Here is a 22417-nt window from a genome sequence, read left to right as displayed (position 1 = left end):
CGCCGGGGGGTTTCACACCCCCCGGGCCCCCCGTGGGATATTTGAGAACAGCAAATGAGATAAGATTAGAGATTTCGGGGGGCGGAGCATGAGTGACGCGCTGTTGCAGATCCGCAATCTGCGGATCGAGGCCACGTCTTATCCGCCCGGTGAGCCGCCGCGGGATGTGGTTCTGGTCGATGATGTATCGGTTTCGGTCGAAAAGGGCCGGGTGCTGGGGCTGATCGGCGAGTCGGGGGCGGGTAAATCGACCATCGGTTTGTCGTCGATGGCTTACGGGCGAGGCGGCGTGCGGCTGACCGGAGGCACGATCTTGCTCAACGGGCGCGATATACGGCTGGCGGATGCGCGGGCGTTGCGGGCGTTGCGGGGGCGTGAAGTGACCTATGTGGCGCAATCGGCAGCGGCCGCCTTCAACCCGGCGATCAGGTTGATGGATCAGGTGATCGAGGCTTGCCTCGCGCATGGCGTGATGCCTCGGGCCGAAGCAGAAGCCCGCGCGGTGATGCTGTTTGGCAAGCTTGGTCTGCCGGACCCGGAGAATTTCGGAAAACGCTATCCACATCAGGTCTCTGGCGGGCAATTGCAGCGTGCGATGACGGCAATGGCGCTGTGCCCGAAGCCCGATCTGGTGGTCTTTGACGAGCCGACCACGGCTTTGGATGTCACCACCCAGATCGAGGTGCTGGCGGCGATCAAGGACGCCATCCGTGAGACCGGGGTGGCGGCGCTGTATATCACGCATGATCTGGCCGTGGTGGCGCAGGTTGCCGATGATATTCTGGTGCTGCGCCATGGCAAGCGTATCGAGCATGGAACGACCGAGCAAATTATCACCGCACCGGGCGAGCCTTATACTCAGGCTCTGGTCTCGGTCCGGTCCATTGATCATGTCGAAAAGGCTGATGCGCCAGCGGTCTTGCAAATTCAGAATGTGACCGCGCGGTATCGTGGGACGCATTTCGATGTTTTGAAGAACATCACAATGGATTTGCCCGCGGGGCAGACTTTGGCAGTGGTGGGTGAAAGTGGTTCAGGAAAATCGACACTTGCGCGGGTGATCACCGGGCTGTTGCCCCCCAGCCAGGGACGCATCCGTTTTGCGGGGCGCGAATTGGCTCCGGCGCTGGCGGCACGCACGCGCGACGATCTGCGCGAGGTGCAGATGATTTATCAGATGGCCGATACGGCGATGAATCCGCGCCAGACCGTTGGCACCATCATCGGCCGCCCGTTAGAGTTTTACTTTGGGCTGCGGGGAGAAGCGAAGCGCAAACGCATTCAGGAACTGCTGGATCAGATCGAGATGAGCAAGGGATTCATCGACCGCTATCCTGCCGAGTTGTCAGGCGGACAAAAGCAGCGTGTCTGCATTGCGCGGGCCCTGGCGGCCAAGCCCAAGCTGATCATCTGCGATGAAGTCACCTCGGCATTGGACCCTTTGGTGGCGGATGGCATTCTCAAGCTTTTGCTGGCGCTGCAGGCGGCGGAAGGCGTGGCCTATCTGTTCATCACCCATGACCTTGCGACTGTCCGCGCCATCGCTGACCGGATCGCGGTGATGTATCGGGGCGAGGTACGTCGCTATGGTCAGAAGACTGACGTTCTGACGCCTCCGTTTGACGACTACACCGATCTGTTGCTGTCCTCGGTCCCGGAAATGAAGATGGGCTGGCTGGAGGGCGTTCTGGACAGCCGCAGAATGGAAGCCGCCGGAAACTGAGTCGCGCACTTGCCATTGCTGCTTTGAAAATACTCCCGCGCGGAGCGCACCCGACATATGTTTCATGCGCCGCCGTGCAGGACGATGCTTGAACAATGGTGCGTGCGGGTTCGGTCAACTGGCGTAGTCGGGGGCCTCGGCGTCGAGGATGGCCTTGATCTCGCGCAGGTGGTCGTCGGCAAATCCGGGATAGGTTTCCCATTCTCGGGCGGTCTTCTCGGCGATGTCTTCGGGCAGATATCGCAGCGGGCGGCCGGTTTGCAGGGCGCGGATATAGGTCTCGGCAGCGCGTTCAAAGTAATAGAGGCGGTTGAAGGTTTCGGCGACGGTCGCGCCGATCACCAGCACGCCATGGTTGCCCATGATCAGCGTGGTGATTTTCGGGTCAGACAGCAGTTGCACACAACGGGCGGCTTCATCCTCGAACGCCATGCCGCCGTAGTGGTCATCGACGGCCACGCGGTTGTGGAACATTGCGGTGGTCTGGTCGATGGCGGGCAGATGGCTGTCGGCAAGGCTGGCCAGCACGGTGGCGTGGATTGAATGGACATGCATTGCGCACCGCGCATGTGGGCAGGCGCGGTGCAGGCTGCCGTGCAGGCCCCATGCGGTGGGGTCGGGCGCATCTGGGCGGTCCATTGTGGCCGGGTCATTAGCGTCAATCTCGATCAGGCTGCTGGCGGTGATGCGGCTGAAATGGCGGCCTGCCGGGTTGATCAGGAAGCGCGCCCCATCATCGCTGACGGCAAGGCTGAAATGGTTTGCTACCGCTTCGTGCATGTTCAGCTTTGCTGTCCAGCGAAAAGCTGCCGCGATATCGGTTCGGGCGATCAAGTTGGTCAGGTTTGGCAGGTCTTTCATGGCGCGTCTCCAATGGGCCAATGGCCTTTGGCCATGGCGGACAGAGTGGAAGTGATCCGCTCAAAGCTGGCGCGGGCCCGTGGGACTGTGTGGCGCGCGCGCAGGTAGCCGTGAACAAGGCCGGGTTCGGTGATGGCGATGGCCTGCCCGCCTGCGGCTCTGATGCGGTCGGCGTAAAGGGTGGCATCATCGGCCAGCGGGTCGCATTCGGCAGCAAGGGCAAGTGTGGGCGGCAGGCCGGTGAAATCCTCTGCTGCAAGGGCGTTGGCCGTGGGGTCATCGGCCTTTGCGCCGCGTATCTGTGCGTAGAAATCCACATCAAGAGCCGTCAGCATCGGCGCATGAGCATGCCGTCGGTAGCTCGTCCCGCGCCCGCCAAGGCCGGGGTAAATCAACACTTGCCCCAGAAGGCGCGGGCCGCGCAGGGCATGGGCCACGCTAGCGGCAAGCCCGCCTCCGGCGCTGTCGCCCGCCAGGAGGATCGGCCCCTTGGTGGCCTGAGCGACGGCAAGGCAATCGTCATAGGCCGATGGGTGCGGGTGTTCGGGGCATAGGCGGTAATCAACAGCAACCACCGTCAGGCGTGTGGCTGAGCAGAGCTCGGCGCAAACATCGTCATGGCTGTCCAGCCCGCCAACCACAAAGCCGCCACCGTGAAAATACAGCACACTGGGCGTCGGGTCAGCTTTGTCTGACAGGTAGCGGCGGCAGGGCACGCCCGCGATCCACATGTCGCTGGCGGTCACATCGGGCGGATGTCCGGCGTGAAAGCTGCGGCACATCGCATTATAGACGCTCCGCTGATCGGCAATGGTCATTTGCGCGGTGTCGGGAGGGTAGGCAGCTTCGGTCATATGGATAAAGCCCCATGTCGCGGGGTCGATAAGGCTTTGGTAATCCGGGCTGGGCATCATGCTTTCAGGTTTGCGTGGCATCCGATGACTTTGGCGCGGAGTGTCGCGGGTCACAAGGGAAATTGCTGCGGGTCTGGCACGGCCAGACGGGTACCGGGCAAAAGCAATGCGTTGGGGCGGCGCTGAAAGGGTAATGAGATATGCAAATGATCCCCCGGTTGCAGGACGATTCCACCCAGAAAAGCAGTTGGGCAGTGGTGGCGCTTGTGATTTCGGATGGTGCGGGCAGCAGTTTGCTGTGCCGCCGCCTTGCCGGGCTTGGGGCACAGGTTGACATGCAGGCTGAATTTGGTGATGCCGTTGCCCGTTTGCTGGCGGGCACGCATCCTGCGGGGCTGCTGGTGATCGATTGCGATCATGCCGGAGGTCACGGCGTGGGGCAAAGCGTGTTTGAGCGTCTTACTTGTGCCAACGTCTGGTTGCCTGTCATTCTGATGTCGTCAGACTGTGTTGAACAGACCTTTCCTGTGGGCCACGAAGCACCGTTTCAATTGCGCTCACCCGTTTCAGCGGTCGCGCTGCGGATTGCGTTCGATCTGGCCCTTTCACCGGATCGGCGCCATTTTAGCATGGAAAAGGACGCACCCCGAAAGATGCGCCCATACTGCTGATCTGACAAATGCCGAAGGCGGCTGGTCTGCGTTATGACAGCGAAAGGTTGGTCGCAGATTCACGTCCGTCACGGCCTGCTTCGATATCGAATGTCACGGCCTGGCCATCCTTTAGCCCGCGCAAACCTGCACGCTCTAGTGCGGTGATGTGGACGAATACATCCTTTTTGCCGCCTTCAGGCGCGATGAAGCCATAACCTTTAGTTTCATTGAACCATTTCACGGTGCCCTTGGCCATCGTGAAGTCTCCTGTAGCATCGCCGCCCGCGGGATTGCGGCGGCCCGGCGCAGTCAGCTGGTTGTCGATTGCTGTGGCCGTTAGGCGAAGACAGTGGTCGAAATAGATAACCTCGCCCCAGAAATATGAAGCTGGATGCCCCATAAATCAAGATTGATTGCGCGGTTGCTGCTTTAGATGGTGCGAGCTTCCGGGGTGATCTGTTTGCCGTCTGAAGCGTGCATCGGCTTGGTCATAAGTGCCATGCCGAGGCCAAGAACCACGACCGCAAGACCGGAACCGGACCATATGGCGAGGGCAAAAAGGAAACTGGCGTCAAGCAAGATCAAGGAGGCAATTGCCGAGGCAAAACCAAAGATCCCGCCCGCAAGTATGAATATCGCTGCCATCAAACCCTCCTGTCGCTACATGATCAAGATTGCGGCCGATTCGGGCGCAAATGTGGCAGCTATAAGGTTATTCCCGGGTGCGTTAAAAAAGTGTTGATCGTTCTGGTGTGTCTTCGAGCAAAAGCCACAGGGCGATGCCAATCAGGACCATTCCGGCCAGTGTGGCCCATGTGGGCGCTGTGTGACCCAGTCCCAGTTCCCACAGGATCACCCAAGCCGGAGTAAGATAGGTATAGGACATGACCTTGGCGGCAGGCAGGCGCAGGCTGGCGTATTGCAGCAGAACGAAGCTGGCGGCACTTGCGGCAATGGCAAGATAGATCAGCGTGATCCAGACAATTGCGGGCAGGTCGGTCCAGTCCGTCGCACGGATTGGATCTTTGGCCCAGACCATCAGCAAAGCCCAGCCCGCAACCATGGTCAGAAAGGTGAAGGTCAGCGCAGACTCGCCCCGATTCAGTTTGCGCACAAGCGGTGCGTAAAGGGCATGTGCGATGCAGCCCAGAAAATAGATCGCCTCTCCTCGGCCAAGGGACAAGGTGGCCACCGCGCGCCAGTCAGCGCGAAAGATCACCCAAAGCGCACCCGCAGCGCCCAAGGTCAGCGCCAGCGCCATGCGCGGGCTCAGGCGTTGGCGCAACAAGAGCCAGCCAAAGCCTGCCGCCATGATCGGGGTAAGTGTAAAGACCGCAGCCGCAGAGACCGGAGGCGCCGTTTTCAAACCATGGAACATCAGCACGAAATAGGCCGCAAGCAGGCCACCCAGCAGCGCATAGCGCCAAGGTGCGTCAAAGGCTGCACGCCGGATTGCGCCCCGGCCCAAAGCCACCGCGCCAACCAGCGCGCCCGCCAGCAAAAACCGCAGCGCGGTCAACGCACCGGGGTCGATCAGCGGTGCGGCAAGAGCGCCAAGGCTGAACGACCCGGCAACAAGGGCGGAAAACACCAGCATGGCAAGATGCCCGCGCATGGCATCAGGGCTGGTCATCGGTTCAGACCGCCCAGGTCTTTGATGCCTCTTTCAAATGCGCCAGAAAGGCTTGCACTTTGCGGGTGCGGTGCAGGTCGACGTGGGTCACGATCCATAGCGGCGCATCCCACTCGGCGCGCGGCGGAAGAATTTCAACCAGATCGTTGGAGCAGTTCGCCTTGTAGACCGAAACAAAGCCGATGCCCGTGCCACGGTGCACCGCTTCTTCCAGAGCGGCGGGTTCTGTGCCGCGAAAGCTGATGGCAGACGCCGGAACCGTATTACGCAGCCAGCGATAAAACGGCGCGCGGGTGGATTCACTGTCAACACAGACAAAGCGGTGTCCGGCAAAGTCGGTTTCGTCTCTTGGCTGACCATGACGCGCAATATAGGACTTTGCGGCATAAAGTCCGGTACGTATATGGGCCAGTGGTTGCGCCACGTTATCGGGTTCTTCTGGCGCGGCCCCGGCACGGATCGCCACATGCGCTTCGCCGTAATCAAGCCGGAATACCCGCATGTCGGTCAGGAAGCGAACCTGCACCAAGGGATAAAGCTCTTGAAAATCGGCGAGAACCGGCACCAGCAAATCCGCAAGGCCAGCAATCGAGGTTATGGTCAGCTCGCCCGCCACAACTTCGCCCTGACCTTTGATCCGGCTGGAGAGTTGGGCGAACTGTTCTTCGGTGGTTTGCGCCACCGTCAGCAGGTCGCGACCGGCCTCGGTCGGGGTGTAGCCGCGCGCGTGGCGCTGAAAGAGACGGGTTCCCAGCGTTTTTTCCAGCGCGTCGATGTGGCGGATCACCGTCGCGTGATGAACGCCAAGCACCTCTGCCGCGCCTGAGACTGTACCAAGTCTGGCAACCTGAAATGCGGTTCTGATTTCATCCCAAGCGGGGTGTGCCATGATGGAGTTTACTCCCTTAGATCACGGATTGTCACAGAATATTGCTGTGCGATTTTGCACATGATCGCGTCAAAGTTTTGTAATGTAAAGAAAAATTCAAGCGCTTAAATCCACTTCATCGAACGAAAAACTTGGCTGTGTTGAAACTATCGATGATCCGGCCTCGTTTCAAAACTATCCGCTGCATCCCCGCAGCTTTTGATGAAGGAAGATAAAATGCGTACTCTTATGATCTCTGCCGCCGCTGGTGCTCTGTCTGCTGGCTTTGCCTTTGCCAGCCCCGGCATTGACCAATTGGCAAATCAGGCTGGCGTTTCGCCCAATGGCTACACTCAGGTCCAACTGATTGAACTTTTGCAGGCACAGCGCGAAAATGACGATGCGCGGGTTCGTTTCATCATGTCGCAAGCGGCTCGGACTGATGTGTCGCGCAGTGCGATGGGCGGTGCAACCGTTTCCAATGACGCACAACTTGCCGCTGCCGCCGGTGTTGCACCGGGTCTTTACACCACGAACGAACTGCAGCGCCTTATCACCGCCAAGCGCAACAACGACACCCAGCTGGTTGACTTCATCCTGTCGGGTCAGAACCGTGCCGAAGGTAACCCAGCCTCGGTCGTAACACCCGGTCAGGTGCAGATGGCGGCAATTCTGGGTGTTGATGCCTCGCAGTACACCCTGACTGAACTGACACAGTTGTATGCAGAGTGGGTTGGCAACAACTCGTAATCTTCAGCATGGCTTGGGGATAGCTTCGCTCCCTGTGTTGTCCCTGTGCCTTGATGGCCCGCGCAGTTTGCGCGGGCCGTTCTGTTTGGTCTATACGCTCTGGCATGACTTGACTCGTGCAGGCCATGGGCCTATCACGCCCCCAATTCCCCGGAGGCTGTCGCTTCCGGTCCCTTGGCTTTTGCCGGGATCGCCATCTGCCAGCGCGTTGCGCCCGCAGGTGCCCTTGGCCATTGCTGTAACGCCCTGTCGGGAGACGACCATGTTTGAAAGCCTATCAGATCGCCTTGGCAGCGTCTTTGATCGCCTGACCAAACAGGGCGCGCTGTCCGAGGCTGACGTGATTGCCGCCCTGCGCGAGGTGCGGGTTGCTTTGCTGGAAGCCGACGTTTCCTTGCCGGTGGCGCGAGACTTCATCAAGCGGGTGCAGGAAAAGGCGACCGGGTCGGCGGTGACAAAGTCGATCACGCCCGGCCAGATGGTCGTCAAGATCGTGCATGACGAATTGATCCGGGTGCTGGCAGGGGATGAACCTGCCGATGCGCTGAAGATTGACAACCCGCCTGCCGCGATTTTGATGGTGGGTCTGCAGGGGTCGGGCAAGACCACCACCACCGCCAAGCTCGCCAAGCGGTTGAAGGACCGCAACGGCAAGCGGGTGCTGCTGGCGTCGCTGGATACCAACCGCCCGGCTGCGATGGAGCAGCTGGCGATTTTGGCGGGGCAGGTAGGCGTGGACAGCCTGCCGATCGTCAAGGGTGAAACCGCAGTGCAGATCGCGCGGCGCGCCAAGACGCAGGCCGCTATGGGCGGCTATGATGTGCTGTTCCTTGATACCGCTGGCCGGATGCACATTGACGAAGTGCTGATGGACGAAGTGCAGGCCGTGCGCGACATCGCCCAACCGCGTGAGACGCTGTTGGTGGTGGATGGCCTGACCGGGCAGGATGCGGTGAACGTGGCCGCCGAATTCGACGGCAAGGTCGGCATTTCCGGCGTGGTTCTGACCCGGATGGACGGCGACGGGCGCGGCGGTGCCGCACTGTCGATGCGGGCTGTGACCGGCAAGCCGATCCGCTTTGTCGGCCTTGGCGAAAAGATGGACGCGCTGGAGACGTTCGAGGCCGAGCGGGTCGCGGGCCGTATCCTTGGCATGGGCGATATTGTTGCCTTGGTCGAACGCGCGCAAGAAACCTTTGAGGCCGAGCAGGCCGAACGCATGGCGCGGCGGTTCTCGAAAGGGTTGTTCAACATGAACGATCTGAAGGGCCAACTGGAGCAGATGCAGAAGATGGGCGGCATGCAGGGGTTGATGGGCATGCTGCCGGGTATGGGCAAGATGGCAAAGCAGGCCGAAGAGGCTGGCTTTGACGACCGCATGCTGCGCCGTCAGGTGGCGCTGATCAACTCGATGACCAAGAAGGAACGGGCCAACCCAGACCTGCTGGCCGCCAGCCGCAAGAAGCGGATTGCGGCAGGCGCGGGGCTTGAGGTGTCGGAGCTGAACCGTCTGCTGAAACAGCACAAGCAGATGGCCGAGATGATGAAGAAGATGGGCAAAGGTGGCGGCATGAAGCAGGCCATCAAGCAGATGATGGGCAAGGGCGGCATGCCTGACCCCAGCAAGATGTCGCCCGCCGAGTTGGAAGAAGCGGCCAAGGGCATGCGCCAAGGGCTTGGCCAAGGCGGCGGCTTTCCCGGCATGCCGCGCGGCATGAGCCTGCCATCTGGTCTGTCGGGGTTGATGAAAAAGAAATGACTGCGCCTGTCCTGCATACGCAGCGCCTGACGCTTCGCGCCCCCGTCATGGCCGATTTTCCGGCCTATGCGGCGTTCTGGGCGTCGGACCGGGCTGTGCATATGGGCGGACCCAAGGATGCGACGGGCGCGTGGTTCTGGTTTTGCCATGATGTCGCGCAATGGGCCCTGTTGGGGCATGGCGCGCTGATGATGGATCACACTGCCAGCGGGCAAACCGTGGGGCAGGTTGGGATCAACGCGGGCCCCACATTTCCAGAAACCGAGTTGGGCTGGTTTGTTTATGCGGGCCATGAGGCACAGGGCTATGCCACCGAAGGCGCGGGCGCGTTGCGCGACTGGGCATTTGCAAGCCTGCCTGTCATGTCGCTGGTCAGCTATACCGGGTCCGCCAATCACGCGTCGATCAAGGTGGCGCAACGTCTTGGGGCCACGCTGGACGCAAACGCCCCGCGCCCGGATCCCGCAGATCTGGTCTGGCGTCACGCCCGGAGGATTCAATGACCGACAATGCCACCCGCGCCGCCGAGGTGCTGAAGGAACACCGCCAGTCTATCGACCGGCTGGATGCGATCCTCGTCTATACGCTGGCCGAACGGTTCAAGCACACACAGGCGGTGGGGCGGCTGAAGGCCGAGCACGACCTGCCGCCGAGTGATCCATCGCGCGAGGCCCGGCAAATCGCGCGGTTGGAACAACTGTCGCAAGACGCCGACCTTGATCCCGAATTTGCCAAGAAATTCCTGACCTTCATTATTTCCGAAGTCATCAGGCATCACGAGAAACTGCAAAAGTAACCATGACGGCGGGGTTAACCCCGCCCTACCCATCCTCTGAAAACCCAAGGAGACTACCAATGTCGTTGAAAATCCGTCTGGCCCGTGGTGGCAGCAAAAAGCGTCCGCATTATTCGATCGTTGCCACCGACTCGCGCAATCCGCGCGATGGCCGTTTTCTGGAAAAGCTGGGCGTGTATGACCCGATGCTGAACAAGGATGACGAAAAGCGCGTTGTCATGAACATCGACCGGATCAAGGAACTGATGGCGACCGGCGCTCAGCCGACCGACCGCGTCGCACGCTTCCTGGAAGCTGCCGGCGTTCTGACCAAGAAAGTCCGCAATAACCCGAAAGCGGCGGTTCCCGGCAAGCAAATGGCTGAACGCGCTGCGAAAAAAGCAGCCCGTGCAGAAGCACCTGCTGAAGAATAATCTCGCGGTATGGTTCCTGGCCTTGGCCTGGTGCGCCGGTCCATCACGCTGGCCCTTTGCGGGGCGGCGTTTTGGGCCGGCATCAACTTTTCTCGTATGCAGGCGGCCGATGCCTGTCTGGATGCGGGCGGGTCTTTTGACCCACGCGGGTTTTGCAGCAAAGAGGCGGCGTTGCCATGACAGTCGATCGTATCTGTGTCGGTTCCATCGCAGGCGCCTTTGGGGTGCAGGGCGAGGTGCGGATAAAATCGTTTTGTGCCGACCCCGAAGCGATAGCTGACTACGGTCCGCTTTACTCTGCCGACGGCAAGCGCCGCTTTTCGATCAAACTGACCCGCCCGGTGGCAGGTGGTCTGGGCGCGCGTATCGAAGGGGTGGCCACCAAGGATCAGGCAGATGCCTTGCGTGGCACGGATCTGTATGTGGACCGGGACCGTTTGCCATCCTTGCCGGATGATGAATTCTATCACTCTGACCTGATCGGGCTGGAGGTGTATGACACGGGCGGCGTGCTTCTGGGCAACCTGCGCGCGGTGCACAACCATGGCGCGGGCGACCTGCTGGAGGTTTATGCCCCTACCCGCAAACAGCCTTTGCTGATTCCGTTCACGAAAGAAGCGGTGCCAACGGTCGATCTGGCTGCGCGGCGCGTTGTGGCGGATTTGCCGGAGGGGCTGGACTAAAAGCTTAACATTCGCCACGTTGCTGCGAAAAACGGGGTGGACGGGATGCAACGAAGCAAACGACTTTTGATGATGGCCACGCTGCCCCTTTATCTTGGCCCGCTTTTGGCGGGGCTTTCCGGGATGGGGTGGTCGGCCGTTCCGGTCTTTGTTGCGCTGATGGCGCTGTGGCTTGTGGTGATGCGCCCGCATCAGTGGCCGCGTCAGATTGCTCTGTGGACACCCCCCGTGATGGTGGCGGCGGCGGCTCAGGTCGCGATCAATGCGGTGATTGTGGTGGTACTGTTCGGGGTTGGCCGGGGGCTTGGCGGGGTGGCAGGGTTTGTGCTGCCGCTGCCGTATCTGGTGCCGGTCGCGCTGTCCTTTCTGTCCATCCCGCTGTCGCGCATGGTCTGGGATCCGGTGAAGGGACATCAGATGGATCAGGCGCTGGACCAGAACCATGCGGTCAACCGGGATATGGTGCCGTCTGCGCCGGACGCAGACCCCATGCTCGCGGCTTTGCTTGATCTGCCCCATGATGCCGATCCGGTTCTGATCGCCGATGCCATTGATGCGGCAATGCGCGCGCCCGGCGCGGCGGCGCGGCTGTCGCAGCTGGAGGATGCACTGGAACACGGCGCAGAGGCGTGTCTGGGTCTGCGCGAAGGATTGATCCTTTGGGCCACCGATCCGGCCCGCACTCCGGATGATCCGGCAATAGCCGGTCAGCTTGCAGGCTTTGTGGCCGCGGGGTTTGATGCACGGCTTTTGGCGCTGTTTGCGCACCGCGCGCTGCCGTTGTTGCAGGCGCAACCGGGGCTGTGGTCGTCTTATCCGGACCCTGCCACGATTGGACTGGCGCTGGACCCGGCCCTGCCTGTCGAGGTGCAAGCCAGTTTGCGGGCGTTGGCTGCAGCGGTTGAGGCGGCAGCTTTGCCAGAAGATCGCCTGAGCGGCGCCTGATGCCGGATTCCCTTTGCACGGGGGCGGGGGCTTGGGTAAGAGCAGGCCATGTCTGATGACCTTCCTGATGATGCCGACCTGTCCAAAGCTCCGACCCGGTCGCACGGGCGGCTTTCGGCCAAGCCTGTGTTGCGCCCGCGCGATCTGTTTGATGATGCGCGCGCAGTGCGTGGCGCGTGGCTGGCGCGGGTGATCACGCTGTTTCCGCAGGCTTTTCCGGGGGTGCTGGAGCAATCCCTGACCGGCAAGGCGATGGATCTGGGGCTGTGGCGGCTGGAAACCTATGATCTGCGCAGCTTTGGCATTGGCAAACATCGCAACGTCGACGACACGCCCGCCGGGGGCGGCGCGGGCATGGTGCTGAGGGCCGATGTGGTGGATGCGGCGATCAATGCCGCCAGTGCGGGTGCGAACCCCGACCGGGCGCGCTGGCCGGTTGTTTATCTGTCGCCACGCGGCAAGCCGTTCGATCAGGCGATGGCGCGGCGTTTTGCAGGCTGCGAAGGGCTGACGATGCTTTGTGGCCGGTTTGAGGGCGTCGATCAGCGGGTGCTGGACCATCACGCGGTTGAAGAAGTGTCCTTGGGTGATTTCGTGCTAACCGGGGGCGAGATTGCGGCGCAGGCCATTCTGGATGCCACGGTGCGGCTGTTGCCCGGTGTGCTGGGCAATGCCGAAAGCATTGAAGAGGAAAGCCATTCCAATGGCTTGCTGGAGCATCCGCACTATACCCGCCCGCCCGAGTGGGAGGGGCACGCAATTCCGCCCGTGCTGTTGTCGGGCGATCACGCCAAGATTGCCAAATGGCGGCGCGCAAAGGCCGAGGCGTTGACCGCCACGCGCCGCCCTGACCTTTGGGCGCGCAAAACCGGGGGCTAAAGCGAAACGCTTTTACCCCGCGCGTCCGGCCCGTAGCGCAACGATGATCCCGGCAACCAGCACCATCGCCATTCCCGTCAGGCTCAGCGCGTCGGGGATGTGGTCGAATACGGCCCAGCCCAGAACCCCGGCCCAGACCAGATGCATATAGTTGACCGGGGCCAGCAGGGCAGGCGGCGCTTGGCGGTAGGCTATGGTAAACAGGAAATGCCCAATCGTGGCCAGCACACCCATGGCCCCGATCAGCGCAAGGTCGGGCAGGGGTGGCATGGCAGGGGGCAGGGATTGCAGGGCTGTGACGCCAAAAATGACCGTGCCAACCAAGGCCACGTGAAACAGCATCGACATGGTTGATTCCGTGCGCGCCAGAACCCGTGTCATCAGGTGATAGGCGGTCGACAGCCCCGCATTCATCAGCGCAAATACCACGCCCCAGGCGTCCAGCCCACCACCGGGCCGCATTACCAAAATCACACCACCAAAGGCCAGAACCGCGCCGAACCATGCCACAGGATGCACCTTTTCATGCAAAAGCGGGCCGGACAGCAGCATCACGAGCATGGGCGCAAGATAAATGATCGCGACCGTTTCCCCCACAGGCATGAGTTGAAGCGCAAGGCTCATGGTCAGTGAGGCGACCGCCAGCACAAGGCCGCGCATCAGCACCCAGCCCGTGCGCTGCGTCCGCCATAAGGCTGCCCCGTGACGCGGCGCCATAAGGACAAGCAGTAGGACCAAATTCACCAGATACCGTCCCGCCTGCACGAATGGCACAGGGTAAAGCCCGACCAGATGTTTGTTCAGCGTGTCGCCTGCCGCGAACAAAAAGACCGCAGCCATAACAAAGGCCACGCCTTTCAGCGGGCTTCCCCCTGCGGTTTTGTCCATCTGGTTGGGAATCTCCTTGGTTGGCCCTGTTTTCCGTGCAATTGCGGGCCAGCGCAAGCCCACGCCTCTTGACCTGTTGCCCGGCTTGGCCCTATACGCGCCTGTCCGGGGCCAACATGGTCCGTCGGACCCGATTCCTGTTGGCCGTTTTGCCGGGCTTCTTCCCCGGCGCGCAGGCTGAACAGGGCGGCATAAACGTAAAAGCTGGCCTGAACTCTGGCGGGCTCATCTTCGGATGGGGACCCGGTGAAGACCAAGAGCTCTGAGGCATGGCATCACCTCTGCGGATTCACCGCAGGTTGCGAAAGGACCAGGCATGAACCTGATCGCCCAACTCGAAGCCGAGCAGATTGCTGCGCTCGGCAAGACCATCCCGGATTTTAAGGCCGGTGACACCGTCCGCGTCGGTTTCAAAGTGACCGAAGGCAGCCGTTCGCGTATCCAGAACTACGAAGGCGTCTGTATTGCCCGTCAGGGCGGCGCTACGATTTCTGCGTCGTTCACCGTGCGTAAAATCTCGTTCGGCGAAGGCGTGGAGCGTGTGTTCCCGCTGTATTCGACCAACATCGACTCGATTGATGTGGTGCGTCGCGGCAAAGTCCGTCGCGCCAAGCTGTATTACCTGCGCACCCGTCGCGGGAAATCGGCACGTATCTCGGAAGATACGACCTATAAACCGAAATCTGAATAAGGATCGGACCGATGAAAGAAGGCATTCACCCCGACTATCACTTCATCACCGTGAAGATGACCGACGGTTCGACTTATCAGACCCGCTCGACCTATGGCAAAGACGGCGACAGCCTCGCGCTGGACATCGACCCGCTGGCGCACCCGGCGTGGACCGGTGGCAACGCCAAGCTGATGGACACCGGCGGCCGCGTGTCGAAGTTCAAGAATAAATACGCCGGTCTGGGTTTCTGATCCCGACCCCTTGTATGATGGAACAGCCCCGCTTTTTGCGGGGCTTTTTCGTTCCGGGCCAGCCTTGGCGGGCGCAGCATGATGCCTGTTGCCCACAAAGCGATGGCCACTGCCGCTTCCGCCTTGCCTTCATGCTTCCCCTTGCGCGGGAACCCGCCTAAAAGGGCGGGCAGACTTGGGCAAGAGGGCAGGGCATGGCGCATATCATCGTCGTCGGCAACGAAAAGGGCGGGTCGGGCAAATCGACCACCTGCATGCATGTGGCGACAGCCCTTGTCCGGCAGGGTTTTCGTGTAGGCGGGCTGGATCTGGACCTGCGACAAAAGTCCTTTGGTCGCTACATCGAAAACCGCCGCGCCTATCTTGCGCGTACCGGGCTTACACTGCCTACGCCCGATTACCGCGACCTGCCCGAGGTGGACGAGTCTACGCTGGCCCCCGGTGAGAACCCGTTTGATGCGCGGCTGTCGGCGGCGGTTGCAGCCCTTGATCCGGTGTCAGATTTTATCATCATCGACTGCCCCGGCAGCCACACCCGGCTGTCACAGGTGGCGCACAGTCTTGCCGATACGTTGATCACGCCCCTGAACGACAGTTTTGTTGATTTCGACTTGTTGGCGCGCACCGATCCGGAAACCGGCAAGGTAAAAGGCCCGTCGATCTATTCGGAAATGGTCTGGAATGCGCGGCAGTTGCGGGCGCAGGCGGGGCTGAAGCCGATTGACTGGATCGTGCTGCGCAACCGGCTTGGTGCGCAACAGATGCACAACAAGAAAAAGGTCGGTGCTGCGCTGGAGGAGTTGTCGAAACGGATCGGCTTCCGGGTCTCGCCCGGCTTTTCCGAGCGCGTGATCTTTCGCGAGCTTTTCCCGCGTGGGATCACGCTTCTCGATCTCAAGGACACTGGCGTTGACCAGTTGAACATCTCGAACATCGCGGCACGGCAGGAAGTGCGTGATCTGATGCGCGAGTTGCGTCTGCCGGGTGTTACGCCGGAGTTCTGACGAAAAGGGTGGCCCGCACCTTGCAACGCGCCTCGCGGCTGCCAATCCGGGTAAGCCGCAAGTCAAACACTTCAGACACGTCATGCTTTGGGGCGAACAGCCCGAATTTTTGAAGCAGAGAAAGTGCATAGGTCATGTCCGGCTCCTGTCTGTGACTTTGTCTGTTAGCGCCTATGTTTAGTGGTATGGTGCCCGGTTGCGGCAAAATCGAGGCAGGCAAAGGGTCGCAGAAAGGCAGCGCGGAAACGAACTGTTGCCAGGCTTGAGACAATTGCCCGTCGATGGCACAAAGGTCGCCAGTTCAGGAGGATCGCCATGACCAACCCGCTTTACGATACATTGTTTGCGCCCCTGACCGGGCAAAGCCGGGTGCTGCTGCACTTGGCCAACGGGCAAAATATCACGGCGGGCGCATTTGCTGCACTGGTCGGGCAACTGGCGGGTGCGCTGCTGGCGTCGGGTGTCGGGCCGGGTGACCGGGTGGCGGTGCAGGTGGCGAAATCCCCGGAGGCACTGGCGCTCTATGGGGCCTGCGTGGCCGTGGGGGCGGTGTTTTTGCCGCTGAACACCGGATATACCGCAACCGAGGTGGACTACTTCGTTGGCAATGCCACGCCGCGCGTCCTTGTCGCCGATCCGGTCAATATGGCGGTACTGGCCCCGGTCTGCACGGCGCATGGGGCGCAGTTTCTGGGCCTTTCGGGGCAGGGCACCGGCAGTCTGATGGATCTGGCCGCGCGGCAAGATGCAGACTTTGCGCCGGTGGAGCGGGCGGGCAGCGATCTGGCGGCGATCCTGTACACTTCGGGCACAACCGGTCGGTCCAAGGGTGCGATGCTCAGCCATGACAACCTGTTGTCAAATGCGCGCGTGCTGGCTGATCTGTGGCAGTTCAGCGACCGGGATGTGCTGCTGCATGCCTTGCCGATCTTTCACACTCATGGGCTTTTTGTGGCCTCCAATGTCAGCCTGCTGACCGGGGGGCAGATGGTGTTCCTGCCCGGCTTTGACCCCGAACAGGTGGTGGCTGCACTGCCCCGTGCGACGACGATGATGGGGGTGCCCACTTTTTACACGCGGCTGCTGGACGACGAGCGGCTGACCCGTGATTTGGTCGGGCATATGCGGCTGTTCATCTCAGGCTCGGCCCCACTGCTGGCCGAGACGCATACAGCGTTTGAGACCCGGACCGGCCAGCGCATTCTGGAACGCTATGGCATGACAGAAACCAACATGAACACCTCCAATCCCACTGAGGGTGACCGCCGGGCCGGCACCGTGGGTCTGCCCCTGCCGGGGGTGGATCTGCGCATCATGGCCGAAGGGCGTGAGGTTGCCCAAGGCGAGGTTGGCGTGATCGAAGTGCGTGGCCCTAATGTGTTTCAGGGCTATTGGCAGATGCCCGACAAAACCGCCGAAGACCTGCGCCCGGATGGTTGGTTCATCACCGGCGATCTGGGCACGCGTGATGCCGAGGGTTATGTCACAATCGTTGGTCGCGCCAAGGATCTGATCATCACCGGCGGTTTCAACGTCTATCCCAAAGAGGTCGAAGACCTGTTGGATGCACAGCCCGGCATCTCCGAAAGCGCGGTCATCGCGCTGCCGCACCCCGACTTCGGCGAGGCGGTCTTTGCGGTTCTGGTCCGCGCCAAGGGCGCCGCGCCTGACCTTACCAAAATCCGCGCCGCCGTGGCGCAGCGGCTGGCAAAATTCAAGCATCCCAAGGACTATGCCATTGTTGATGCCTTGCCGCGCAACACGATGGGCAAGGTGCAGAAAGCCGAACTGCGCAAAACCTATGCCGAAACCTTCCGGCGGCCGTCCTAGGTTTCGTCTTGGCGAAAATACTCCGGGGTCCGGGGCGGTGGCCCGGCGCTGTCCGCATCCTCGCCACCGGCCAATAATTCGCCCGCAAGAAACCGCTCGAACGCGTCCAGATCGACAGGCTCGAACTGGCCAAACCCCTGCATCCAGACGCTTGCCGCGCGCAGGGCGTCGGGTTCCAGTTTGCACCAGATCACCCGTCCGCGCTTTTCGCGGCTGACAAGCCCGGCGTCGGTCAGCACGGTTAGGTGTTTGGAAATCGCGGCAAGGCTCATCCGGAAAGGTTCCGCCACATCGGTCACTGCCATGTCGTCTTCCAGCAGCATCGCAAGGATCGCCCGACGGGTCGGGTCGGCAAGGGCGGCAAAAACGGGGGACAGCGGATCGGTCATGGCGCAAACCATGGGCATTGTTCGGCAAAAAGGTCAACCATCAGGTTGAGGGTTTGGCGTGCAGGATCGGTGCAGGCGGAAAATCAACTGATCAGTTGAATATCGCGAAGCGGTCAGATTTGCGCTTTTCAGGCGAGATGAGTCAACGCATCGATACTCAACCATTTGAAAAGATGACGGAATATCAAATTTCATGCCTGCTTGACTTGGGCACGCTGTGCCATTAGCACCGCATCAACCATCTTCATGGGGGCAAGGCGCGTGTCCGACCCGCAAAATCCGTCCGATGACGCCCGGTTAAAGGTGTTGGAGGCCCGGATCGCAGCGGCAAAGGCAGCCACCGAACCGACGCCACATATGAAGAAAGACTATTCTCAGGCGCAAGTCGCCTGGCGGATGGTTATAGAGCTTGTGGCCGGTCTGGTGATCGGCTTCGGCATCGGATACGGGCTGGATATCCTCTTTGGGACCATGCCTATATTCCTGGTGCTGTTTATCGGGTTCGGTCTGGCTGCAGGGGTGAAAACCATGCTGCGGTCGGCAAACGAAGTGCAGGAACGCCGGCTGGCGCAAGATGCAGCCGAAAAGAGGGATGACTGACGTGGCGGAAGAAACAGGCTTGGTGTTCCATCCGATGGACCAGTTCATCGTGAAGCCGCTGTTCGGCGACGGCCCGGTGATGTGGTACACACCGACCAATGCGACACTTTGGATGTTGTTGGCAGTGGCCTGTGTGGTCGCGCTGTTCGTGCTGGGCACTCGTGGCCGTGCCGTGATCCCCACCCGCCTGCAATCGGTGGCCGAGGTGTTTTACGGCTTTATCTACAAAATGGTTGAAGATGTGACCGGCCATGACGGGGTGAAGTATTTCCCTTGGATCATGACGCTGTTCTTGTTCATCTTCTTCTCGAACATGCTGGCGTTGATCCCGATGTCCTTTTCGCCCACTTCGCAAATTGCGGTGACGGCGGTGCTGGGCTTTGGAGTGTTCTTTGCCGTCACCATCATCGGTTTTGTCAAGAACGGCACCCACTTTCTTGGTCTGTTCTGGATGAAGGATGCGCCAATGTTTCTGCGCCCGATCATCGCGGTGATCGAAGTGATCTCTTACTTCGTACGCCCGGTCAGCCATTCCATCCGTCTTGCGGGCAACATCACCGCCGGTCACGCCGTGATCAAGGTGTTTGCCGCTTTTGCCGGCGTCGCCCTTATCGCGCCTGCCTCTATCCTTGCGATTACCGCCATCTATGCGCTTGAGGTGCTGGTGGCTGTGATTCAGGCCTACGTCTTTACCATCCTGACCTGTGTTTACCTCAAGGATGCGCTGCATCCCGGGCACTGAGCCACGTCACGCAAACCTACTCCAGAAATCCAAATTCCATCGTAAGGAGCATCACATGGAACTCGCAGCAGCAGCCGCTCTCGGCAAATTCATCGGCGCCGGCATTGCAGCCATCGGTGCAGGCATCGCCGCCGTCGGCGTGGGCAACGTGGCCGCCAACTATCTGGCAGGCGCATTGCGCAACCCATCGGCAGCCGCGTCGCAAACCGCGACCCTGTTCATCGGTCTGGCCTTCGCAGAAGCTCTGGGCATCTTCGCATTCCTCGTCGCCCTCCTGCTGATGTTCGCAGCCTGATCCCTTTTTGACGTCTTGCGAAACAGGGGTGCAGCGCATTTGCGTTGCCCCCTTGAGTTTCAAAGGGTCCGATGGAGGACATGATGGCTACTGAAACACTCGTAGAAGGTGTTGCGCAGGGTGGGGCTGCTGTTAGCTCTTGCCTTGGGCTGAACGGCAGTGCCATTGGCATGCCGCAGCTGTGCGCGGACTGGATGCCGAACCAGATCTTCTGGCTTCTGGTTGCGCTGATTGCGATTTACTTTTTCCTGTCGCGGATTGGTTTGCCGCGCATCGGGGCGGTTCTGGCCGAACGTCAGGGCACGATCACAAATGACATCGCAGCAGCTGAAGAAATGAAGCTGCAGGCAGTCGCGGCAGAGCAGGCCTATGTGGAAGCATTGGCGCAGGCCCGTGCCGACGCGAACAAGATCGTGGCGGAAGCCAAGGCCGGGATCCAGAAAGATCTGGACGCAGCTTTGGCCAAGGCGGATGTTGAAATTTCGGCGAAGTCTGCGCAGTCCGAAGCCCGTATCGGGGAAATCCGTGCAGGTGCCATGGATGCCGTGACCGAGGTCGCCAAGGACACCGCGAAAGAACTGGTTGCGGCTTTGGGCGGTTCGCCAGATGCCCGCGCTGTCAATGCGGCAGTCTCTGCCCGGTTGAAAGGCTAACGCGATGACCAGATTGACAACACTCGTTCTGGCGATGGTGGCAAGCCCTGCGTTTGCGGCCAGCGGCCCGTTCTTCAGCCTGCGCAATTCCGATTTCGTGGTGACAATCGCGTTCTTCGTGTTCATCGGGATTTTGGTGTATTTCAAGGTTCCTGCCAAGATCACCGGATTGCTTGACGCTCGTGCGGTCCAGATCAAAGCCGATCTGGAAGAAGCGCGCGCGCTGCGCGAAGAAGCCAAGGCTTTGCTTGCCTCTTATGAGCGCAAGCAAAAAGAGGTCAAGGAGCAGTCTGACCGCATTGTTGCTGCTGCCAAGGCCGAAGCCGAAGCCGCCGCCGCGCAAGCAAGGGCGGATATGCAGCAATCGATTGCCCGCCGTCTTGCCGCTGCTGAGGAGCAGATTCAAGCGGCAGAAAATTCAGCTGTTCGTGCCGTGCGTGAACAAGCGATTTCAGTTGCCATCTCGGCAGCAGGAGTTGTTCTTGCCAAGCAAATGACCGCAGAGGGGGCGAAAGCTTCGATCGACGCGGCCATTCAGCAGGTGGATGCCAAGCTGCACTAAGCCAAAGCTTCAGGCGACATTAGAAACCGGCCCCTTGGGCCGGTTTTTTCATGTGCGGTTCCGTTCGTGTTCAAAGCGTTGCTGTGCGATGGCCTCGTTGCGTTCTGCTTTCAGCTGATCGCTCAGGGATTGCTCCACATAGGTCAGGTGCGCCTCTACCGCGGCGCGGGCGGCGCATGGATCGCGCGCCTGCAAGCCGATGTTTATGGCGCGGTGCTGGTCCAGCAACATGTCGCGGGTGGTGCGGTTGCGAAACATTATCTGGCGATTATAGAAAACACCCTGCCGCAGCAGATCATACATCGACCTCATCATGTGCAGCATCACCACATTGTGGCTGGCCTCGATGATGGACAGATGAAATTCGGCGTCCAAGCCCGCTTCGTCTGTGGGGTCACGTTTCAGATGTGCCGCCTCCATCTTCTGAAAGATCACATCGACGACCTTCAGATCTGTGTCCGACGCCAGACGGGCCGCACGCTCGGCGGCCAGCCCTTCCATGTCGCGGCGAAAGGCGATGTAGTCGAAGACAGCCTCATCATGGCTTGCGAAAAGCTGGATAAGCGCTGGTGAAAAGGCTGACCCGAGCACATCCGCCACATAAATCCCCGCGCCCGCACGGCTGACCAATAGCCCCCGTTCCTGAAGGTCGGCCACCGCATCACGCAATGACGGGCGTGAGACACCCAGCCGGTCCGAAAGCTCGCGCTCTGATGGCAAGCGCTCACCGGGACGCAGGATGCCACGCAGGATCAGCTGCTCGATCTGGCGCACAACGGATTGGGACAGTTTTTCAGTCTGGATTTTGGTAAATGGCATGAGAGCGGGCACCTGAATGATTGGTCAGAATCTATGACCACGGCGTCCGGTTCTCAAGAAGAAACTATGCAGCGGAAAGACAACAAAAAAAGGCCGCCCCGCAAAGGACGGCCTGATGGTTATTTGCCGACCCTTTACTGGGTTGGGCGGATGATGATTTCAACACGACGGTTCTGTGCGCGACCCTGTGCTGTGGCATTCGACGCAACGGGCTGGTCAAAGCCGCGACCGATATTGGTGATGCGGCCCGATGGAACACCGTTTTGGGTCAGCACGCTGGACACAGCCACCGCGCGACGCTGGGACAGGTCGTAGTTATAGGCAGCCGACCCGGTGTTGTCGGTGTGGCCGATCACTTCGATCCGGCTGTTGGGATAGCGCATCAAGCTGGTTGCAACGCTGCCCAGATCAGAGCGCAGGTCAGGGCGCAATGCGGTGCTGTCTACCGCGAACAGCAGGTCTTGCGGCAGGTTTACCGTCAGGAACTGTCCGTTGTTCGTGACGGTCACGTTGGGGTTGTTGATCGAGCCACGCAGTTCTGCGGCCTGCCGGTCAAGCGTGGCACCAATAGCGCCGCCTGCTGCCGCACCGATCACACCGCCAACCACGGCCTTGCCAAAGCGGTCACTGCCACCCGAGCTTGCACCAGCCGCCGCGCCGACCAGACCACCCATAATGGCGCCCTGTTGCGTACGGGCGTTCGGATTGTCGGGGTATGCGTTGGGGTCAACACATGCGGTCAGCGCCAGAAGCGATGCCGCGGAGAAAAGAAGGGGGGTCTTGAAGGTCATTTCTGCCGCCTCATGAATACTATGCTTGCCGGCCGGAGCCGCGCACTGCTTGCGCAATATAACAACGCAGGCTGTATCCATACAGTTCCCATACGTCTTGCGC

Annotated in this window: 31 protein-coding genes; 20 read left to right on the top strand and 11 right to left on the bottom strand. The window is 60.6% G+C overall.

Translation table 11 applies throughout. The features are described from left to right. Nucleotides 1-88: 88 nt before the first annotated feature. Nucleotides 89-1723 (top strand): ABC transporter ATP-binding protein, encoded by a 1635-nt coding sequence (locus Q8K08_RS03560; RefSeq protein ID WP_305249218.1) that lies wholly within the window; start codon nucleotides 89-91, stop codon nucleotides 1721-1723. Between the two features lie 114 nt (nucleotides 1724-1837). Here Q8K08_RS03560 and Q8K08_RS03555 read toward each other — a convergent pair whose 3' ends face one another. Together Q8K08_RS03555 and Q8K08_RS03550 are read right to left on the bottom strand one after the other, a co-directional pair. Beyond that, entirely contained in the window at nucleotides 1838-2584 is a 747-nt protein-coding gene (locus Q8K08_RS03555) for a class II aldolase and adducin N-terminal domain-containing protein (RefSeq protein ID WP_305249217.1), read from the bottom strand. Then, a complete protein-coding gene (locus Q8K08_RS03550) occupies nucleotides 2581-3519 on the bottom strand; it encodes an alpha/beta hydrolase (RefSeq protein ID WP_305249216.1) in 939 nt (312 codons plus the stop codon). The genes Q8K08_RS03555 and Q8K08_RS03550 overlap by 4 nt, the downstream gene beginning before the upstream one ends. A 119-nt stretch (nucleotides 3520-3638) precedes the next feature. On the opposite strand from Q8K08_RS03550, the gene Q8K08_RS03545 reads away from it, so the two are divergent. Continuing rightward, nucleotides 3639-4109: a hypothetical protein gene (locus Q8K08_RS03545; protein WP_305249215.1), complete on the top strand. Its 471-nt coding sequence runs from the start codon at nucleotides 3639-3641 to the stop codon at nucleotides 4107-4109. A gap of 31 nt (nucleotides 4110-4140) precedes the next feature. Here the strand turns inward: Q8K08_RS03545 and Q8K08_RS03540 are convergent, their stop codons facing one another. The 4 genes from Q8K08_RS03540 to Q8K08_RS03525 form a co-directional block, all read right to left on the bottom strand. Next, complete coding sequence (locus tag Q8K08_RS03540; protein ID WP_100197370.1) at nucleotides 4141-4347, bottom strand: cold-shock protein; 207 nt, start codon at nucleotides 4345-4347, stop codon at nucleotides 4141-4143. Nucleotides 4348-4520: 173 nt separating this feature from the next. Beyond that, the gene (locus Q8K08_RS03535; RefSeq protein WP_305249214.1) at nucleotides 4521-4736 is read right to left on the bottom strand and encodes a hypothetical protein; all 216 of its coding nucleotides are present in this window, start codon (nucleotides 4734-4736) and stop codon (nucleotides 4521-4523) included. Nucleotides 4737-4818: 82 nt separating this feature from the next. Next, complete coding sequence (locus Q8K08_RS03530) at nucleotides 4819-5724, bottom strand: DMT family transporter (RefSeq protein WP_304804041.1); 906 nt, start codon at nucleotides 5722-5724, stop codon at nucleotides 4819-4821. Between the two features lie 4 nt (nucleotides 5725-5728). Next, complete coding sequence (locus tag Q8K08_RS03525) at nucleotides 5729-6613, bottom strand: LysR family transcriptional regulator (protein WP_304804043.1); 885 nt, start codon at nucleotides 6611-6613, stop codon at nucleotides 5729-5731. Nucleotides 6614-6829: 216 nt separating this feature from the next. Here Q8K08_RS03525 and Q8K08_RS03520 point away from each other — a divergent pair, with 216 nt between their 5' ends. The 9 genes from Q8K08_RS03520 to trmD all read left to right on the top strand — a co-directional run bounded on the left by Q8K08_RS03520 (nucleotide 6830) and on the right by trmD (nucleotide 12817). Continuing rightward, on the top strand, nucleotides 6830-7342 hold the full coding sequence (locus Q8K08_RS03520; protein ID WP_305249213.1) for a hypothetical protein: 513 nt from the start codon (nucleotides 6830-6832) through the stop codon (nucleotides 7340-7342). Between the two features lie 262 nt (nucleotides 7343-7604). After that, entirely contained in the window at nucleotides 7605-9101 is a 1497-nt protein-coding gene (gene ffh, locus Q8K08_RS03515) for a signal recognition particle protein (protein ID WP_304804047.1), read from the top strand. Then, a complete protein-coding gene (locus tag Q8K08_RS03510) occupies nucleotides 9098-9604 on the top strand; it encodes a GNAT family N-acetyltransferase (RefSeq protein WP_305249212.1) in 507 nt (168 codons plus the stop codon). Before ffh ends, Q8K08_RS03510 begins: the two co-directional genes overlap by 4 nt. After that, complete coding sequence (locus Q8K08_RS03505; RefSeq protein ID WP_304800563.1) at nucleotides 9601-9897, top strand: chorismate mutase; 297 nt, start codon at nucleotides 9601-9603, stop codon at nucleotides 9895-9897. Before Q8K08_RS03510 ends, Q8K08_RS03505 begins: the two co-directional genes overlap by 4 nt. A 59-nt stretch (nucleotides 9898-9956) precedes the next feature. Beyond that, on the top strand, nucleotides 9957-10310 hold the full coding sequence (gene rpsP / locus Q8K08_RS03500) for a 30S ribosomal protein S16 (RefSeq protein ID WP_304800565.1): 354 nt from the start codon (nucleotides 9957-9959) through the stop codon (nucleotides 10308-10310). A 9-nt stretch (nucleotides 10311-10319) separates the two neighbouring features. Then, nucleotides 10320-10490, top strand: a complete 171-nt coding sequence (locus tag Q8K08_RS03495; protein WP_305249211.1) for a hypothetical protein — start codon at nucleotides 10320-10322, stop codon at nucleotides 10488-10490. Further along, a complete protein-coding gene (gene rimM, locus Q8K08_RS03490) occupies nucleotides 10487-10993 on the top strand; it encodes a ribosome maturation factor RimM (RefSeq protein ID WP_305249210.1) in 507 nt (168 codons plus the stop codon). Before Q8K08_RS03495 ends, rimM begins: the two co-directional genes overlap by 4 nt. 45 nt (nucleotides 10994-11038) lie before the next feature. Beyond that, the gene (locus Q8K08_RS03485; protein WP_305249209.1) at nucleotides 11039-11938 is read left to right on the top strand and encodes a hypothetical protein; all 900 of its coding nucleotides are present in this window, start codon (nucleotides 11039-11041) and stop codon (nucleotides 11936-11938) included. Between the two features lie 48 nt (nucleotides 11939-11986). Then, on the top strand, nucleotides 11987-12817 hold the full coding sequence (gene trmD / locus Q8K08_RS03480; RefSeq protein WP_305249208.1) for a tRNA (guanosine(37)-N1)-methyltransferase TrmD: 831 nt from the start codon (nucleotides 11987-11989) through the stop codon (nucleotides 12815-12817). A 12-nt stretch (nucleotides 12818-12829) separates the two neighbouring features. Here the strand turns inward: trmD and Q8K08_RS03475 are convergent, their stop codons facing one another. Further along, nucleotides 12830-13705 carry a DMT family transporter gene (locus Q8K08_RS03475; RefSeq protein WP_305249207.1) on the bottom strand — a complete coding sequence of 292 codons (876 nt, stop codon included), beginning with the start codon at nucleotides 13703-13705 and terminating at the stop codon, nucleotides 12830-12832. A gap of 316 nt (nucleotides 13706-14021) precedes the next feature. Between Q8K08_RS03475 and rplS the strand changes: the two genes are divergently transcribed. The 3 genes from rplS (at nucleotide 14022) to Q8K08_RS03460 (ending at nucleotide 15633) form a co-directional block, all read left to right on the top strand. Then, nucleotides 14022-14396: a 50S ribosomal protein L19 gene (rplS, locus tag Q8K08_RS03470; protein ID WP_103332504.1), complete on the top strand. Its 375-nt coding sequence runs from the start codon at nucleotides 14022-14024 to the stop codon at nucleotides 14394-14396. An 11-nt stretch (nucleotides 14397-14407) separates the two neighbouring features. Then, nucleotides 14408-14629 carry a 50S ribosomal protein L31 gene (gene rpmE / locus Q8K08_RS03465; protein WP_103332505.1) on the top strand — a complete coding sequence of 74 codons (222 nt, stop codon included), beginning with the start codon at nucleotides 14408-14410 and terminating at the stop codon, nucleotides 14627-14629. 194 nt (nucleotides 14630-14823) lie between these two features. Continuing rightward, nucleotides 14824-15633, top strand: coding sequence for a division plane positioning ATPase MipZ (locus tag Q8K08_RS03460; protein WP_304799335.1), 810 nt, complete (start codon nucleotides 14824-14826; stop codon nucleotides 15631-15633). Here Q8K08_RS03460 and Q8K08_RS03455 read toward each other — a convergent pair. Continuing rightward, the gene (locus Q8K08_RS03455) at nucleotides 15617-15769 is read right to left on the bottom strand and encodes a hypothetical protein (protein WP_304799333.1); all 153 of its coding nucleotides are present in this window, start codon (nucleotides 15767-15769) and stop codon (nucleotides 15617-15619) included. The genes Q8K08_RS03460 and Q8K08_RS03455 overlap by 17 nt on opposite strands. A gap of 179 nt (nucleotides 15770-15948) precedes the next feature. On the opposite strand from Q8K08_RS03455, the gene Q8K08_RS03450 reads away from it, so the two are divergent. Further along, complete coding sequence (locus Q8K08_RS03450; RefSeq protein WP_305249206.1) at nucleotides 15949-17463, top strand: malonyl-CoA synthase; 1515 nt, start codon at nucleotides 15949-15951, stop codon at nucleotides 17461-17463. Here the strand turns inward: Q8K08_RS03450 and Q8K08_RS03445 are convergent. After that, a complete protein-coding gene (locus Q8K08_RS03445; protein WP_304801333.1) occupies nucleotides 17460-17852 on the bottom strand; it encodes a metalloregulator ArsR/SmtB family transcription factor in 393 nt (130 codons plus the stop codon). The two genes, Q8K08_RS03450 and Q8K08_RS03445, sit on opposite strands and share 4 nt — an antisense overlap. A gap of 246 nt (nucleotides 17853-18098) precedes the next feature. Here Q8K08_RS03445 and Q8K08_RS03440 point away from each other — a divergent pair, with 246 nt between their 5' ends. The 5 genes from Q8K08_RS03440 to Q8K08_RS03420 all read left to right on the top strand — a co-directional run bounded on the left by Q8K08_RS03440 (nucleotide 18099) and on the right by Q8K08_RS03420 (nucleotide 20704). Next, complete coding sequence (locus Q8K08_RS03440; RefSeq protein WP_305249277.1) at nucleotides 18099-18452, top strand: AtpZ/AtpI family protein; 354 nt, start codon at nucleotides 18099-18101, stop codon at nucleotides 18450-18452. Further along, nucleotides 18445-19194, top strand: a complete 750-nt coding sequence (locus Q8K08_RS03435) for a F0F1 ATP synthase subunit A (RefSeq protein ID WP_304801328.1) — start codon at nucleotides 18445-18447, stop codon at nucleotides 19192-19194. The genes Q8K08_RS03440 and Q8K08_RS03435 overlap by 8 nt, the downstream gene beginning before the upstream one ends. A gap of 55 nt (nucleotides 19195-19249) precedes the next feature. Beyond that, entirely contained in the window at nucleotides 19250-19489 is a 240-nt protein-coding gene (locus Q8K08_RS03430) for a F0F1 ATP synthase subunit C (protein WP_100197355.1), read from the top strand. 83 nt (nucleotides 19490-19572) lie between these two features. Then, the gene (locus tag Q8K08_RS03425; protein WP_304801324.1) at nucleotides 19573-20142 is read left to right on the top strand and encodes a F0F1 ATP synthase subunit B'; all 570 of its coding nucleotides are present in this window, start codon (nucleotides 19573-19575) and stop codon (nucleotides 20140-20142) included. 4 nt (nucleotides 20143-20146) lie between these two features. After that, the gene (locus Q8K08_RS03420) at nucleotides 20147-20704 is read left to right on the top strand and encodes a F0F1 ATP synthase subunit B (RefSeq protein ID WP_304801322.1); all 558 of its coding nucleotides are present in this window, start codon (nucleotides 20147-20149) and stop codon (nucleotides 20702-20704) included. A gap of 48 nt (nucleotides 20705-20752) precedes the next feature. Here the strand turns inward: Q8K08_RS03420 and Q8K08_RS03415 are convergent, their stop codons facing one another. After that, nucleotides 20753-21523: a FadR/GntR family transcriptional regulator gene (locus tag Q8K08_RS03415; RefSeq protein ID WP_304801320.1), complete on the bottom strand. Its 771-nt coding sequence runs from the start codon at nucleotides 21521-21523 to the stop codon at nucleotides 20753-20755. A 134-nt stretch (nucleotides 21524-21657) separates the two neighbouring features. Continuing rightward, nucleotides 21658-22314 carry an OmpA family protein gene (locus Q8K08_RS03410; protein WP_304801318.1) on the bottom strand — a complete coding sequence of 219 codons (657 nt, stop codon included), beginning with the start codon at nucleotides 22312-22314 and terminating at the stop codon, nucleotides 21658-21660. Nucleotides 22315-22417 lie beyond the last annotated feature (103 nt).

The organism is Pseudotabrizicola sp., from assembly GCF_030684215.1.
Classification (GTDB): Bacteria; Pseudomonadota; Alphaproteobacteria; order Rhodobacterales; family Rhodobacteraceae; genus Pseudotabrizicola.
The sequence above is the reverse complement of the archived record's forward strand: the minus strand, read 5'-3'. Positions and strand labels throughout refer to the sequence as shown.